Origin of the sequence: Sporosarcina sp. FSL W8-0480, from assembly GCF_037963765.1 — a bacterium.
In the GTDB taxonomy this organism is placed as follows: Bacteria; Bacillota; Bacilli; order Bacillales_A; family Planococcaceae; genus Sporosarcina.
Genome location: NZ_CP150166.1, coordinates 1,247,501 through 1,261,627 on the forward strand (window position 1 = coordinate 1,247,501; position 14,127 = coordinate 1,261,627).

Sequence of the window (14,127 nt, forward strand, 5' to 3'; positions counted from 1 at the left end):
TGCACGCAGGAGGTCAGCGGTTCGATCCCGCTAGGCTCCACCATATACTCTAAAGAGAGTATTTTGTTCATTGAAAACTGGATAAAACGACATTGAAGCAACAAAACATCAAGTAATCAACCGAGTCGATCACTTTGTGATTGAACGATACTTTTTTAACGAGTTTGTATGTATATATCGCTATATACTACTACTCACCCGAGGGTTTCGAGAAGCAAGCAGGACGAGGAAGCGACCGAACGAGGACCGGAACGTGCTTAGGCACATGAGGACCGGAGTGAAGGAGCTGACGAAGTAATGCGCCGCTTATCGAAAGCCGTATGAAGGTTAAGTTAGAAAGGGCGCACGGCGGATGCCTTGGCACTAGGAGCCTATGAAGGACGGCACTAACACCGATATGCTTCGGGGAGCTGTAAGTAAGCATTGATCCGAAGATTTCCGAATGGGGAAACCCACTGCCCGTAATGGGGCAGTACGTTCACGTGAATACATAGCGTGAACGAGGCACACCCGGAGAACTGAAACATCTAAGTATCCGGAGGAAGAGAAAGAAAAATCGATTCCCTAAGTAGCGGCGAGCGAAACGGGAAGAGCCCAAACCAGGAAGCTTGCTTCCTGGGGTTGTAGGACACTCTATACGGAGTTACAAAGGGATGGATTAGACGAAGCGACCTGGAAAGGTCCGCCATAGCGGGTAAAAGCCCCGTAGTCGAAAGTCCATCCCCTCCAGAGTGGATCCTGAGTACGGCGGAACACGTGAAATTCCGTCGGAATCCGGGAGGACCATCTCCCAAGGCTAAATACTCCCTAGTGACCGATAGTGAACCAGTACCGTGAGGGAAAGGTGAAAAGCACCCCGGAAGGGGAGTGAAAGAGAACCTGAAACCGTGTGCCTACAAGTTGTCAGAGCCCGTTAATGGGTGATGGCGTGCCTTTTGTAGAATGAACCGGCGAGTTACGATTCCATGCAAGGTTAAGCAGAGAATGCGGAGCCGCAGCGAAAGCGAGTCTGAATAGGGCGAATGAGTATGGGGTCGTAGACCCGAAACCAGGTGATCTACCCATGTCCAGGGTGAAGGTAAGGTAACACTTACTGGAGGCCCGAACCCACGTACGTTGAAAAGTGCGGGGATGAGGTGTGGGTAGCGGTGAAATTCCAATCGAACCTGGAGATAGCTGGTTCTCTCCGAAATAGCTTTAGGGCTAGCCTCAAACGAAAGAATCTCGGAGGTAGAGCACTGTTTGGACTAGGGGCCCATCCCGGGTTACCGAATTCAGACAAACTCCGAATGCCGATGATTTATGTTTGGGAGTCAGACTGCGGGTGATAAGATCCGTAGTCGAGAGGGAAACAGCCCAGACCGCCAGTTAAGGTCCCCAAGTATCCGTTAAGTGGAAAAGGATGTGGCGCTGCCCAGACAACCAGGATGTTGGCTTAGAAGCAGCCACCATTTAAAGAGTGCGTAATAGCTCACTGGTCGAGTGGCGCTGCGCCGAAAATGTACCGGGGCTAAACGGATCACCGAAACTGCGGATTGACACCTTTGGTGTCAGTGGTAGGAGAGCGTTCCAAGGGCGTCGAAGCCAGATCGTAAGGACTGGTGGAGCGCTTGGAAGTGAGAATGCCGGTATGAGTAGCGAAAGAAGGGTGAGAATCCCTTCCACCGAATGCCTAAGGTTTCCTGAGGAAGGCTCGTCCGCTCAGGGTTAGTCGGGACCTAAGTCGAGGCCGAAAGGCGTAGACGATGGAGAACAGGTTGATATTCCTGTACCACCTCCCCGCCGTTATCAGCAATGGGGGGACGCAGAAGGATAGGGTGAGCGCGCTGTTGGTCATGCGCGTCTAAGCAGTGAGGTGTGGAACGAGGCAAATCCCGTTCCTATAACATTGAGCTGTGACAGCAAGGGGAATTTTCCCCGGAGTCCCTGATTTCACACTGCCAAGAAAAGCCTCTAGCGAGGCGGGAGGTGCCCGTACCGCAAACCGACACAGGTAGGCGAGGAGAGAATCCTAAGGTGATCGAGAGAACTCTCGTTAAGGAACTCGGCAAAATGACCCCGTAACTTCGGGAGAAGGGGTGCTCTGGTAGGGTGTTAAAGCCCGAGAGAGCCGCAGTGAATAGGCCCAGGCGACTGTTTAGCAAAAACACAGGTCTCTGCAAAACCGTAAGGTGACGTATAGGGGCTGACGCCTGCCCGGTGCTGGAAGGTTAAGAGGAGAGGTCAGCGCAAGCGAAGCTTTGAATTGAAGCCCCAGTAAACGGCGGCCGTAACTATAACGGTCCTAAGGTAGCGAAATTCCTTGTCGGGTAAGTTCCGACCCGCACGAAAGGCGTAACGATCTGGGCACTGTCTCAACGAGAGACTCGGTGAAATTATAATATGCGTGAAGATGCGCATTACCCGCGACAGGACGGAAAGACCCCGTGGAGCTTTACTGTAGCCTGATATTGAATTCCGGTGCAGCCTGTACAGGATAGGTAGGAGCCTTGGAATCCGGAGCGCCAGCTTCGGAGGAGGCAATGGTGGGATACTACCCTGGCTGTATTGGACTTCTAACCCTTGCCCGTGATCCGGGCAGGAGACAGTGTCAGGTGGGCAGTTTGACTGGGGCGGTCGCCTCCTAAAGTGTAACGGAGGCGCCCAAAGGTTCCCTCAGAATGGTTGGACATCATTCGTAGAGTGCAAAGGCATAAGGGAGCTTGACTGCGAGACCTACAAGTCGAGCAGGGTCGAAAGACGGGCTTAGTGATCCGGTGGTTCCGCATGGAAGGGCCATCGCTCAACGGATAAAAGCTACCCCGGGGATAACAGGCTTATCTCCCCCAAGAGTCCACATCGACGGGGAGGTTTGGCACCTCGATGTCGGCTCATCGCATCCTGGGGCTGTAGTCGGTCCCAAGGGTTGGGCTGTTCGCCCATTAAAGCGGTACGCGAGCTGGGTTCAGAACGTCGTGAGACAGTTCGGTCCCTATCCGTCGCGGGCGCAGGAAATTTGAGAGGAGCTGTCCTTAGTACGAGAGGACCGGGATGGACACACCGCTGGTGTACCAGTTGTCTTGCCAAAGGCATCGCTGGGTAGCTATGTGTGGACGGGATAAATGCTGAAAGCATCTAAGCATGAAGCCCCCCTCAAGATGAGATTTCCCATTACATTTGTAAGTAAGATCCCTCAAAGATGATGAGGTGGATAGGTCCGGGGTGGAAGCGTGGCGACACGTGCAGCTGACGGATACTAATCGATCGAGGACTTAACCTATATGAAATGCCGAAGCGGTCGTTTAGACACGACAGGCATAAGATGGTTCGGCGAAGTGGCGCTTTTTGCCACACAGCCGGAACGGCTTATGACCCGAGTGTCTGACCGCTGAGGCTGGACAGTTTTAAAGTATGGTTGAACTTGAAGTCGCAACAATGTCTCTTTTATCCGGTTTTGAGCGAACAAAATTATTTATTTTTGAAAAAACGCTTGAAGTATTCACCAGATATGGTATAATAAATCTTGTCCTGTGAAAATAGTCCAGTGATGATGGCGAAGAGGTCACACCCGTTCCCATACCGAACACGGAAGTTAAGCTCTTCAGCGCTGATGGTAGTAGGGGGCTTCCCCCTGTGAGAGTAAGACGTCGCTGGGCGGTCATTCACAAAGCAATTATCGTATTATTCCGCAGTAGCTCAGTGGTAGAGCAATCGGCTGTTAACCGATCGGTCGTAGGTTCGAGTCCTACCTGCGGAGCCAATTGGAGAGCTGTCCGAGTGGCCGAAGGAGCACGATTGGAAATCGTGTATACGCTAACCGCGTATCAAGGGTTCAAATCCCTTGCTCTCCGCCAGTTTTAAATTCTACATATGGCCCCTTGGTCAAGCGGTTAAGACACCGCCCTTTCACGGCGGTAACACGGGTTCGAATCCCGTAGGGGTCACCATTCTAACCAACAGACTTTCCACTTATATTGTGATTTCTGTTTAAAGTGGGAGAAGCAAGCAGGTCGCGGAAGCGATTGAAAGAAAGAGGGAGCGTACTTTAGTACGTGACCGAGTGAGTGAAAGAAGCTGACAAAGAGATGCGCAGCTTATCACACTTTAAACCTGGAGGATTAGCTCAGCTGGGAGAGCACCTGCCTTACAAGCAGGGGGTCGGCGGTTCGAACCCGTCATCCTCCACCATATAATTATCACATAAATAGTATTATCGCGGGGTGGAGCAAATCTCATCACGCAGAATGAGATTTGTGTAATTTCCTAAAAGGAAATTACAACTAAGTCCCAAAACAAAGTAATATGCGTAGGATTTAAAGTTCCTACAACTAACATTATCGCGGGGTGGAGCAGTGGTAGCTCGTCGGGCTCATAACCCGAAGGTCGCAGGTTCAAATCCTGTCCCCGCAACCAAATGGTCCCGTGGTGTAGCGGTTAACATGCCTGCCTGTCACGCAGGAGATCGCCGGTTCGATCCCGGTCGGGACCGCCATATGTGGCTCAGTAGCTCAGTCGGTAGAGCAAAGGACTGAAAATCCTTGTGTCGGCGGTTCGATTCCGTCCTGAGCCACCATTTTAATTTAATTATGTTGCCGGTGTAGCTCAGTTGGTAGAGCAACTGACTTGTAATCAGTAGGTCGTGGGTTCGACTCCTATCGCCGGCACCATTTTTCCCATGGTGGGGTAGCGAAGTGGCTAAACGCGGCGGACTGTAAATCCGCTCCCTCCGGGTTCGGCGGTTCGAATCCGTCCCCCACCACCATTTTTACAGGGGCATAGTTTAACGGTAGAATAGAGGTCTCCAAAACCTTTGGTGTGGGTTCGATTCCTACTGCCCCTGCCATTACTGTTTAAGTTTAATATTATGGCGGTTGTGGCGAAGTGGTTAACGCATCGGATTGTGGTTCCGACATTCGAGGGTTCGATTCCCTTCAGCCGCCCCATTTACGTTATACTTTTAATATTTTTTACGGCGATTGTGGCGAAGTGGTTAACGCATCGGATTGTGGTTCCGACATTCGAGGGTTCGATTCCCTTCAGTCGCCCCATTTATCTTTGGGGTATAGCCAAGCGGTAAGGCAACGGACTTTGACTCCGTCATTCGTTGGTTCGAATCCAGCTACCCCAGTTTTTGCGGAAGTAGTTCAGTGGTAGAATACGACCTTGCCAAGGTCGGGGTCGCGGGTTCGAATCCCGTCTTCCGCTCCACTTTTCTTACGGCGGCATAGCCAAGCGGTAAGGCACGGGTCTGCAACACCCTTACCACCGGTTCGATTCCGGTTGCCGCCTCCATAATTTTATATGCTGTATGTAAGTTTTTATTATGCCCGAGTGGTGGAATGGCAGACACGTCGCACTCAAAATGCGATGCCGCGAGGCGTGCCGGTTCAAGTCCGGCCTCGGGTATCCACGTCAAAAAGATACAACCTCTGTTGTATCTTTTTGTTTTTCTAATTTGAAAAAGGCTCCTTTCCGCGAAAACGGAAGGAGCCTTTTTATTGGGTAGATCGCTTCCCTTAATCCAATTCGATGGACGGTTGTTCAGCCGATAAAATAAATGAAGTTGAGTCTCCACCACTAATGCTTGTAAACATATTTCCACATGCTGTAACAAGTTTCAAAGCCTCGTCGTCAGGCATGGAAGGATTAAGAAAAAGAACATGCAAGGCTGATGTCGTCTCTTCTGTAACTGCTGTTCGAACAGAGTCTACGAAAGGACTGCCGAAGGGGCTGTAGTCATCTTTAAGCAAGAGAATGTTTGCAAGCGAGTTGAAACGTCCATTTAAGCCGTCATATCCGTCCTCTTCACCACCTCTTAGCAAATGGACATTTCCAGTGATTTTATTTAAATCATAGATGCCAGCCGGAATCTCATATTGCAGAGAAAAGAATGTATTTAAATCTACAGCGCTATGGTATGGATGTAAGTAGTTTTGTTTTTTAATCCTTCTAAATAGAGCCTCTGCTGACGGTCGATAACGATTAGGGTCTGAGCCGAAAGCTTTCCATATTTCCCTCCACGCTTTTATATTAGGGAAATCTATGAGGGGCTTTTTCTCTAATTCAAAGAAAAGCTGTTCTTGAAATAATTGTAATCTCCCTTTTAGCATTTGAGGGGATTCTGACACTGTAATTTTGGTATAATGGTTAATGCCCAATTTCAACCCGGGAACAATTTTTAAAAGTTCATTGTTTAATTCAATCTTCATAGTTATCACCCTCGATTACTTTTCATCAATCTTATCATATAGGAGGCGTAATGTTGTGAATGTCGCCCAATTGCAGAACTCGTTAAAAGAATATGCGGCTTCTATCGGTATCGATAAAATTGGATTTACAACCGCAGCGCCTTTTCTCGAATTGAAAAATCGTTTAAGGCGACAACAAGAATTAGGATATCAGTCCGGTTTTGAAGAAAGTGATATTGAAAAACGTACTGAACCTACACTGTTGCTCGATCGTGCAGAAAGCATTTTGTCGATAGCTATTGCCTACCCCTCAAAAATGCAGAACTCACCTAAAGGCAAAAAGGGGGAACGACGCGGAATCTTTTGCAGGGCCTCTTGGGGAACGGATTACCATCATGTTCTCCGTGAGAAGCTTCAGCTATTGGAACAATTTATAGCTGAACGGGTGCCAGATGCAAAAATGCGATCCATGGTCGATACAGGGGAACTTTCAGATCGTGCTGTTGCACAGCGTGCTGGTATTGGTTGGTCTGCGAAAAACTGTGCGGTCATAACTCCGGAATTTGGATCGTATGTCTACTTAGGTGAAATGATCACGAATATACCGTTTGAACCGGATGTCCCTATGGAAGATCAATGTGGTGATTGTACCCTTTGTTTAGATGCGTGCCCGACAGGCGCTTTGATCCAAGGTGGACAGTTAAATGCTCAACGGTGCATAGCGTTTTTAACACAGACCAAAAAGCCGATACCTGAGGAATTCAGGACTAAAATTGGTAATCGGGTATACGGTTGTGATACGTGTCAGACCATCTGTCCTAAAAATAAAGGAATGTATAATTTACACCAATCCGCGTTTCAACCTGAACCGGAATTGGTGAAGCCTCTATTGGTTCCTATGTTAAGTTTGTCCAACAGGGAATTTAAGGAGACTTACGGGCATATGTCAGGCTCATGGAGGGGGAAGAACCCGATACAGCGTAATGCAATCATTGCACTTGCCCATTTCAAAGATGAGTCAGCCGTACCGACATTGTCCGAACTGATCGTGAAGGATCCGCGGCCGCTAATTCGGGGCACAGCTGCCTGGGCGCTTGGAGAGATTGGTTCAAGCGAAGGGTTGTCTGCCATCGAAAATGCGTTAGTGTCCGAGCAAGATCCGGAAGTCCGAATGGAAATGGAAAAAGTATTGGAAACTATATAAGGGAAGTGCTGAAATGGCGATACATGTCGCGTTATTCGAACCATTAATACCCGCGAATACTGGAAACATTGCACGTACTTGTGCCGGGACAGGAACGAAGCTTCATCTAATAAAGCCGCTTGGATTTTCGACGGATGATAAAATGTTGAAACGTGCAGGATTGGATTATTGGCAATATGTAGACATCACTTATCATGAAGGAATACAGGAGTTCTTTGATGCATTTCCTGATGCGACATTCTATTTCATCACGAAGTTCGGTGAAAAGACGTATTCAAACTTCGATTTTTCGGATCAAACTAAAGATGTATTTTTTGTTTTTGGTAAAGAGACGACTGGCTTGCCGGATGAAGTGATTATGAACAATAAAGAAACTTGCTTACGTATACCGATGAATGGAAATATCCGATCCTTGAATTTATCCAATACGGCTTCCATTCTTATATACGAAGCATTAAGGCAACAATCATTTCTGGATCTAAAATAAAAAAACGGGACAGCCATTTCTGGCATGTCCCGTTTTTAAATTCTTATTTTTTTACTTTACCAGGCTTGTCTTCATAGCCACCTGTAAGGATAGCTGATAGGAATGCAAAGCATACGCCTATGATAAGGATTAGTTTCATCAGATGTACCTCCTGTAAAATCATTAGTCCTTCATATAGTATACCCTAAAACAAACGTGATTGTAATGACTGACTAAAAAATTTGTGTCAGTTTCATTACAAGAAGCATTTGTATTTCGGAAAATGCCCACTTAACGATACAATGGAAGAAACACGGTGAAGGGGGAAGTGCAATGAAAATATTTGATGACAAAATCACACTTGTGAATGGCGTTCAAATGCCACAGCTTGGATTAGGCGTCTACAAGATGACGAATCCTGAGGAAACGTTGGAGGCAATTTCTTATGCATTACAAATCGGCTATAGAGCCGTTGACACAGCTGCGATTTACAACAACGAGAAGGAAACTGGAGAAGCCGTCCGACAATCGGGTATTCCACGTGAGGAATTATTCATCACATCTAAAGTTTGGAATGATGATCAAGGCTATGATGAAACGTTAAGAGCTTTCGAGGCATCCCTTGAGCGACTCGGAATGGATTATTTGGATTTGTATTTAACGCATTGGCCAGTGGCAGGTAAATATGTTGATACATATAGAGCCATCGAGAGGCTTTATGATGAAAAGCTTGTTCGTTCGACAGGTGTTTCCAATCACCATATTCATCATTTGGAGAACATCTTCAATGTAGCAAACGTGAAGCCGATGGTGAATCAAATCGAATTGCATCCGCTACTCACACAAGAGACTTTACGGAATTTCTGTCATGATCATGAAATTGCTGTCACCTCATGGTCGCCATTGGCAAGGGGCGGGCTTATGGACAATCCATTATTGAACGAAATAGGATTAAAATACGGAAAATCCCCGGCACAGGTAATTATAAAATGGCATCTCCAACACGGATTAATTGTCATTCCTAAATCTGTGACACCGGATCGTATAAAATCCAATATCGAAGTTAAAGATTTCGAATTAGCACCGGAAGATATGATGAAGATTGATTCACTAAACAAGGATGAACGAACAGGAACAAACCCAGAAAAATTTGATGAAGCATAATGTAAGAAAAAACCGGAGAGATGGTAATCATCTACTCCGGTTCTTTTAATGGATTTCAATATTAGTTTGTTTTAGTGTAAATGGATGTATGAATTGTACTTTCTTTGCTGTCAAACGATACGTACCGTCCTCAGTTTCACTGCCCCCGTATAATATGTCCCCTTTGACGGGATGTCCAATATGGGAAAAGTGCACGCGGATCTGATGTGTCCTTCCAGTTTCGAGGCTTGCTTCAACAAGTGTTGAGTCATCGAACCGTTCAATAATCTTAAAGCGCGTGACGGCATCTTGTCCACCCGGAGTAACGCGTCGTCTTGTTGGATGGTGACGATCGCGTCCAATAGGATATTGAAGCGTTCCTCTAATCCGTTTCAGCCTGCCATCCACTTCTGCATGGTAGATCCGGGTAATTGAACGTTCCTCGATCATCCGGTCGAAAAGTGCTTTCGCAATCGGGTGTTTCGCAACAAGTATGATCCCTTCCGTGCCTTTATCAAGGCGATGAACATGCTCAGCGTATGCACCACCATTATTAACGACATGGGCCATGACCGCATTTATGAAAGTATGGCCTTTATCGTTCTCATCAGGATGCGTTGCCATTCCTGCCGGCTTTTTGGCGGCGATGAGATGTTCATCCTCGAAAAGTATTGTAACGCTCTTGTTCTCATCAGGTTTGTAGGAAGACTGTGCATCTTTGAAATGAAAGAGCAGCTCCGTCCCTTCTGCGAGGGGGGTCCGCCAGTCCAAAGGAACTCCTGCGCTATCTGTAACTGCCTTGTCCATTCTCATTTGATGGACGGTTTTTTTACCAGCTTGCCAATCATTACGTAGAAGTCCTTCAATTGTTACTCCGTATTTTGTCGTCTCATAACGAAAAGAAGTCATGTCGCTATTCATCACTTTTCATCATACTCTCTAAAGAATGTGCGAATTGTTTCTTTGATTTGCTCATCATTACCTTCAGGCAAACCAACAATGCGTTTCACTTCTTTGCCGTCCTTATAATGGACAAGGGCTGGCCAAGATTGAATTCCGTACGGGCCGGATTGATCACCGAATTCCAACATATTGAATTGATTTACTTCGATACCTTCTTCTTTTGCAACCGGCATAAGGAGAGGAGTCATCGCCATGCAATATTGGCACTCAGGGTGGAAGAAATACGCAGTAACAGATTCACCTGATACGACCTTTTCATATAATTCATCAGGAAGGACGATGTTGCTGTAATTTTCATTACCTATTAGAGCGATGGTAGACTTCTCAAGTTTGTCTTTTCCGTAAGGGTTATCTTTCAACTTTTCCTTATCGGATTGATTGGATAACACAACGATCAATGCGAAGATGGCGATAATGACCCCACCAATGATAAATAACTTTTTCAATTCAATGAGACTCCTTCTGCGCTTTCATTAAGAAAAGGCTTGTAATGAGGATTAAAACGAATGCCGTCAATGCCATGAACGGAATCGTGATGAATCCGAGATAATTTACATACTGCCCTGTACAAGGGACATTTCCACATACAGGAGCGCTGTCATGCAAGAACGTTAACTTTTGCAGGCTGTAATGATAAATTGAAATCGATCCGCCCACAATTGAAAATATTGCAGTTGTCAAAGCGATTCTGGCATTTTTTTGATACAAAGCGATACCTGAAATTAGGACAATCGGATACATAAGGATTCGCTGATACCAACAAAATGTGCAAGGTTCAAACCCTCGGACCTCCGAATAATACAAGGAACCAAGCATCGCGATAAGGGAAGTAGTGAAGATAAAAATTAGGCCATTCTCCAACCTTTTCTGCATTGCCTCAACTCCTATTTCTGTTACTCATCTTCGATTATACGTTCTGGGCGTAACCGTGTAAAATAATCGGAATCACATGATATTTCTTCGTTAATTATGGGTATAAAATATGAAGAAAGGGTGAAATGTGGATGAGCGAAGAAATTGATTTATCGTCATTTGAAATGAGCATGATTATCCGCGAGATGGAAGAGGATGATATTGAAAAGATTTTGCAAATGCAGAAGGTCTGTTTCCCGGGTATGGATCCATGGGAAGTGGGACATTTGAAAAGTCATCTATCCATTTTTCCAGAGGGGCAGTTCGTTGCCGAGTTGGATGGAGAAATAATAGGTTCCTGTTCAAGCCTGATCATTAATTTTGATGAGTATGATGACAGGCATACATGGGATGATATTTCCGACAACGGTTATATTACGAATCATAATCCGGAAGGGTATAACTTATATGGAATTGAAGTGATGGTCCATCCAGAATATCGGAGGATGAAGGTTGGTCAAAGACTATATGAAGCACGTAAAGAGTTAGTGCAAAGACTGAACTTGAAATCAATTATTATTGGTGGCAGGATTCCGAACTATCATCGATATGCTTCAGAAATGTCTGCAAGAGAATATGTAGACGCGGTAACAAGGCATAAAATCTACGATCCGGTTCTGACATTTCAATTATTGAATGATTTTACATTGATGAGGATCAATCCGAATTACTTACCTGATGATAAAGCTTCAAAGCGATATGCCACCTTGATGGAGTGGAATAATGTCGACTATAAAGCGACGACTAAACGCCATTTTAAGACAAGCTATCCTGTCCGGATATGCGTTGTACAATACTTGATGCGAAAGATTTCATGCTTCGAAGAGATGGCGCATCAATGTGAGTATTTTGTGGATGTAGCTTCCGATGCAAACTCTGACTTCGTCGTATTCCCTGAAATATTCACAACGCAGCTTATGTCTTTCTTAGACGAGCCATCACCAAGCCGTGCTGTCCGGAAGATGACGGAATACACACCACAATACATCGAACTGTTTACGAATCTTGCTGTCCGATATAATGTGAACATTATCGGGGGGTCCCATTTCGTTGAAGAAGAGGATGAAGAAGTTTATAACATAGCGTATCTTTTCAGACGCGATGGATCGATCGAAAAGCAATACAAGCTTCATATTACGCCTAATGAGCGGAAATGGTGGGGCATCAGTCAAGGAGATTCTGTTCGTGTTTTTGACACGGATTGTGGGAAGATTGCCATTCAAATATGCTATGACATTGAATTCCCGGAGCTTGCTCGTATCGCGACGGATAAAGGGGCAAACATTATCTTCATCCCGTTTTGTACAGAGGACCGTCAAGGCTATTTAAGAGTACGGTATTGTGCGCAGGCAAGGGCGATTGAAAATCAGATTTACACCGTCATTTCAGGAACAGTAGGTAACTTGCCACAAACGGAAAACATGGATATCCAATACGCACAATCCGCCATTTTCTCCCCATCCGATTTCGAATTCGCACGCGACGGAATAGTCGGAGAAACGAATGCGAACCTCGAGATGGTACTCATTGGTGACGTGGACCTTGAGATTTTACGAAGACAGCGGCAAGACGGAACAGTAAAACAACTAAAAGACCGCCGCCATGATATCTATAGTGTGGAGTATAAGAAGGATTAAGGTTGTATTTAAATTAATATTTATGGAAAGATGATGTGAAGATTGAAGCGGAAGGCGGCGACTCCAGCGGGAACAGCGCGAGCTGAAAGCCCCGCAGGAAAAGCCGTAACGAAGAACGGCTTTTGCGACCAAAAGCGAAGCGTTGGGAGCACCTCCGAGGAGATTGAAGCCGTGCCCGCGGAAAGCGTCCGCCTGAAGCGGAAATCTGGTTAATTGTTATTAATCAAAAAACGGCACCCCTGTAAATGGGATGCCGTTTTATTATGATTCAACCGGAATATCTGTCGCTCCGCTTGACTTCTCAGCTTTATGTTTCATCGCCTCAAGATAAAGAATATGATGACCTTCAACATCTTTCACAGTAAACTCATACCCTTGCTCGATGATCTTCTCACCAGGCACAGCCTCAAACCGCTCGGACATGAACCATCCACCGATTGTATCAATATCTTCCTCTTCAATATCAATATCAAGAACTTCATTCACATTCTCGATCAACATCTTTGCATCTAAAATATAATGGTTTTCATTAACCTTCTGAACTTCCGGTACTTCGTCTATATCGAACTCGTCCTGGATTTCTCCAACAATCTCTTCTAAAATATCCTCAATTGTAACGAGCCCCGCAGTTCCACCGTATTCATCCATCAAAACGGCCATATGGATCCGTTCTCGTTGAATTTTAAGAAGGAGATCCCCTATAGCTACCGTTTCGATAACTCTGATGATCGGCTGCATATACTCGCTAACTGGTTGTTCACCTGTTGTCGGATCTTTGATGAATGCCGTCAATAGGTTTTTCATGTTGACCAAGCCGATGACATGGTCTTTATCGCCATCTGTGACGGGGTATCTTGTAAATTGTTCGACACCCATCATCTCAAACATATCACGCAAAGTCATATCCTTTTCAATCGTCATCATTTCCGTTCGGGGCACCATAATCTCTTTGGCAACACGATCATCGAATTCGAATATCTTATTAACAAATTTATATTCGGATTGATTGATCTCGCCGCCTTTTAAGCTATCGGATAGGATCATTCTCAATTCATCTTCAGAATGGGCCACATCCGATTCCGACACGGGCTTGAAACCGAATAGACGGATGATGAGACGTGCAGAACCGTTCATCCCTTTAATGACAGGGTACATGATGAAATAAAATATTATGAGCGGTTTTGCTGCTGATAAGGTAATGGCCTCTGCCCGCTGAATAGCGATGGTCTTAGGCGCCAACTCACCTACAACAACGTGTAAAAAAGTTACGATTGTAAATGCAATGATGAAAGACAGTATAGTAGCTGCACGCGGTTCCAGTTCAAAATGAGAAAAAACTGGACCTAAGATCAATTTTACGGTAGGTTCACCTAACATACCTAAACCAAGGGCAGTTATCGTAATCCCTAATTGACAAGCCGATAGGTACTCATCGAGGTTGCTGATGACCTTTTTGGCTGTCAGGGCACGACGATTCCCTTCCGCGACAAGCTGATTGATCCTTGTTGTTCGTACTTTCACTATTGCAAATTCACTCGCAACAAAAAAAGCGGTGAATGCGATCAAGGCAGCAAAGGCTGCCAATCGTATGGCAATTTCCAAATAAGTTTACTTTGTCCCGCGCCCGAATGAGGG

9 protein-coding genes, 17 tRNA genes and 2 rRNA genes (1 of these 28 running past the window's edge) are annotated in these 14,127 nt (G+C 45.7%); 23 read left to right on the forward strand and 5 right to left on the reverse strand.

Annotation, left to right across the window (positions count from 1 at the left end; translation table 11 throughout):
• From NSQ43_RS06425 to NSQ43_RS06515, 19 genes are all read left to right on the forward strand, one after another.
• A tRNA-Ala gene (locus NSQ43_RS06425) sits at positions 1 to 43 on the forward strand (it extends 33 nt beyond the left edge of the window).
• Positions 44 to 325: 282 nt separating this feature from the next.
• Positions 326 to 3,259, forward strand: a 23S ribosomal RNA gene (locus tag NSQ43_RS06430).
• A gap of 260 nt (positions 3,260 to 3,519) precedes the next feature.
• Positions 3,520 to 3,635 (forward strand): 5S ribosomal RNA (rrf, locus tag NSQ43_RS06435).
• A 29-nt stretch (positions 3,636 to 3,664) separates the two neighbouring features.
• Positions 3,665 to 3,739, forward strand: a tRNA-Asn gene (locus tag NSQ43_RS06440).
• A 3-nt stretch (positions 3,740 to 3,742) separates the two neighbouring features.
• Positions 3,743 to 3,833: transfer RNA gene (locus NSQ43_RS06445), tRNA-Ser, on the forward strand.
• A gap of 18 nt (positions 3,834 to 3,851) precedes the next feature.
• Positions 3,852 to 3,926 (forward strand) — tRNA-Glu (locus NSQ43_RS06450).
• A 165-nt stretch (positions 3,927 to 4,091) separates the two neighbouring features.
• Positions 4,092 to 4,167: transfer RNA gene (locus NSQ43_RS06455), tRNA-Val, on the forward strand.
• 150 nt (positions 4,168 to 4,317) lie between these two features.
• A tRNA-Met gene (locus NSQ43_RS06460) sits at positions 4,318 to 4,392 on the forward strand.
• A gap of 3 nt (positions 4,393 to 4,395) precedes the next feature.
• A tRNA-Asp gene (locus NSQ43_RS06465) sits at positions 4,396 to 4,471 on the forward strand.
• Between the two features lie 5 nt (positions 4,472 to 4,476).
• Positions 4,477 to 4,552, forward strand: a tRNA-Phe gene (locus NSQ43_RS06470).
• 18 nt (positions 4,553 to 4,570) lie between these two features.
• A tRNA-Thr gene (locus NSQ43_RS06475) sits at positions 4,571 to 4,646 on the forward strand.
• Between the two features lie 10 nt (positions 4,647 to 4,656).
• A tRNA-Tyr gene (locus NSQ43_RS06480) sits at positions 4,657 to 4,741 on the forward strand.
• Between the two features lie 7 nt (positions 4,742 to 4,748).
• Positions 4,749 to 4,822, forward strand: a tRNA-Trp gene (locus tag NSQ43_RS06485).
• A gap of 24 nt (positions 4,823 to 4,846) precedes the next feature.
• Positions 4,847 to 4,922: transfer RNA gene (locus NSQ43_RS06490), tRNA-His, on the forward strand.
• Positions 4,923 to 4,951: 29 nt separating this feature from the next.
• Positions 4,952 to 5,027, forward strand: a tRNA-His gene (locus NSQ43_RS06495).
• A gap of 8 nt (positions 5,028 to 5,035) precedes the next feature.
• Positions 5,036 to 5,107 (forward strand) — tRNA-Gln (locus tag NSQ43_RS06500).
• A 5-nt stretch (positions 5,108 to 5,112) separates the two neighbouring features.
• Positions 5,113 to 5,187, forward strand: a tRNA-Gly gene (locus NSQ43_RS06505).
• 10 nt (positions 5,188 to 5,197) lie between these two features.
• Positions 5,198 to 5,271: transfer RNA gene (locus tag NSQ43_RS06510), tRNA-Cys, on the forward strand.
• 33 nt (positions 5,272 to 5,304) lie between these two features.
• Positions 5,305 to 5,385: transfer RNA gene (locus NSQ43_RS06515), tRNA-Leu, on the forward strand.
• Positions 5,386 to 5,495: 110 nt separating this feature from the next.
• Here the strand turns inward: NSQ43_RS06515 and NSQ43_RS06520 are convergent.
• The gene (locus NSQ43_RS06520; RefSeq protein ID WP_339254059.1) at positions 5,496 to 6,188 is read right to left on the reverse strand and encodes a phenylalanine--tRNA ligase beta subunit-related protein; all 693 of its coding nucleotides are present in this window, start codon (positions 6,186 to 6,188) and stop codon (positions 5,496 to 5,498) included.
• A gap of 55 nt (positions 6,189 to 6,243) precedes the next feature.
• Here NSQ43_RS06520 and queG point away from each other — a divergent pair, with 55 nt between their 5' ends.
• The 3 genes from queG to NSQ43_RS06535 all read left to right on the forward strand — a co-directional run bounded on the left by queG (position 6,244) and on the right by NSQ43_RS06535 (position 9,001).
• A complete protein-coding gene (queG, locus tag NSQ43_RS06525; RefSeq protein ID WP_339254061.1) occupies positions 6,244 to 7,371 on the forward strand; it encodes a tRNA epoxyqueuosine(34) reductase QueG in 1,128 nt (375 codons plus the stop codon).
• 13 nt (positions 7,372 to 7,384) lie between these two features.
• The gene (trmL, locus tag NSQ43_RS06530) at positions 7,385 to 7,858 is read left to right on the forward strand and encodes a tRNA (uridine(34)/cytosine(34)/5-carboxymethylaminomethyluridine(34)-2'-O)-methyltransferase TrmL (protein WP_339254063.1); all 474 of its coding nucleotides are present in this window, start codon (positions 7,385 to 7,387) and stop codon (positions 7,856 to 7,858) included.
• A gap of 312 nt (positions 7,859 to 8,170) precedes the next feature.
• The gene (locus tag NSQ43_RS06535) at positions 8,171 to 9,001 is read left to right on the forward strand and encodes an aldo/keto reductase (protein ID WP_339254065.1); all 831 of its coding nucleotides are present in this window, start codon (positions 8,171 to 8,173) and stop codon (positions 8,999 to 9,001) included.
• Between the two features lie 45 nt (positions 9,002 to 9,046).
• On the opposite strand, the gene NSQ43_RS06540 is transcribed toward NSQ43_RS06535, so the two are convergent.
• From NSQ43_RS06540 to NSQ43_RS06550, 3 genes are read right to left on the reverse strand one after another with little or no spacing between them, the layout of a single operon-like run.
• Positions 9,047 to 9,901 (reverse strand): RluA family pseudouridine synthase, encoded by an 855-nt coding sequence (locus NSQ43_RS06540; RefSeq protein ID WP_339254067.1) that lies wholly within the window; start codon positions 9,899 to 9,901, stop codon positions 9,047 to 9,049.
• Positions 9,901 to 10,389, reverse strand: a complete 489-nt coding sequence (locus NSQ43_RS06545) for a thioredoxin family protein (RefSeq protein ID WP_339254069.1) — start codon at positions 10,387 to 10,389, stop codon at positions 9,901 to 9,903. The genes NSQ43_RS06540 and NSQ43_RS06545 overlap by 1 nt, the downstream gene beginning before the upstream one ends.
• A 1-nt stretch (position 10,390) precedes the next feature.
• Positions 10,391 to 10,816 (reverse strand): disulfide oxidoreductase, encoded by a 426-nt coding sequence (locus tag NSQ43_RS06550; protein WP_339254071.1) that lies wholly within the window; start codon positions 10,814 to 10,816, stop codon positions 10,391 to 10,393.
• A gap of 131 nt (positions 10,817 to 10,947) precedes the next feature.
• On the opposite strand from NSQ43_RS06550, the gene NSQ43_RS06555 reads away from it, so the two are divergent.
• The gene (locus NSQ43_RS06555; protein ID WP_339254073.1) at positions 10,948 to 12,492 is read left to right on the forward strand and encodes a GNAT family N-acetyltransferase; all 1,545 of its coding nucleotides are present in this window, start codon (positions 10,948 to 10,950) and stop codon (positions 12,490 to 12,492) included.
• Between the two features lie 261 nt (positions 12,493 to 12,753).
• Here NSQ43_RS06555 and NSQ43_RS06560 read toward each other — a convergent pair whose 3' ends face one another.
• The gene (locus tag NSQ43_RS06560; protein ID WP_339254074.1) at positions 12,754 to 14,094 is read right to left on the reverse strand and encodes a hemolysin family protein; all 1,341 of its coding nucleotides are present in this window, start codon (positions 14,092 to 14,094) and stop codon (positions 12,754 to 12,756) included.
• Positions 14,095 to 14,127: the final 33 nt, after the last annotated feature.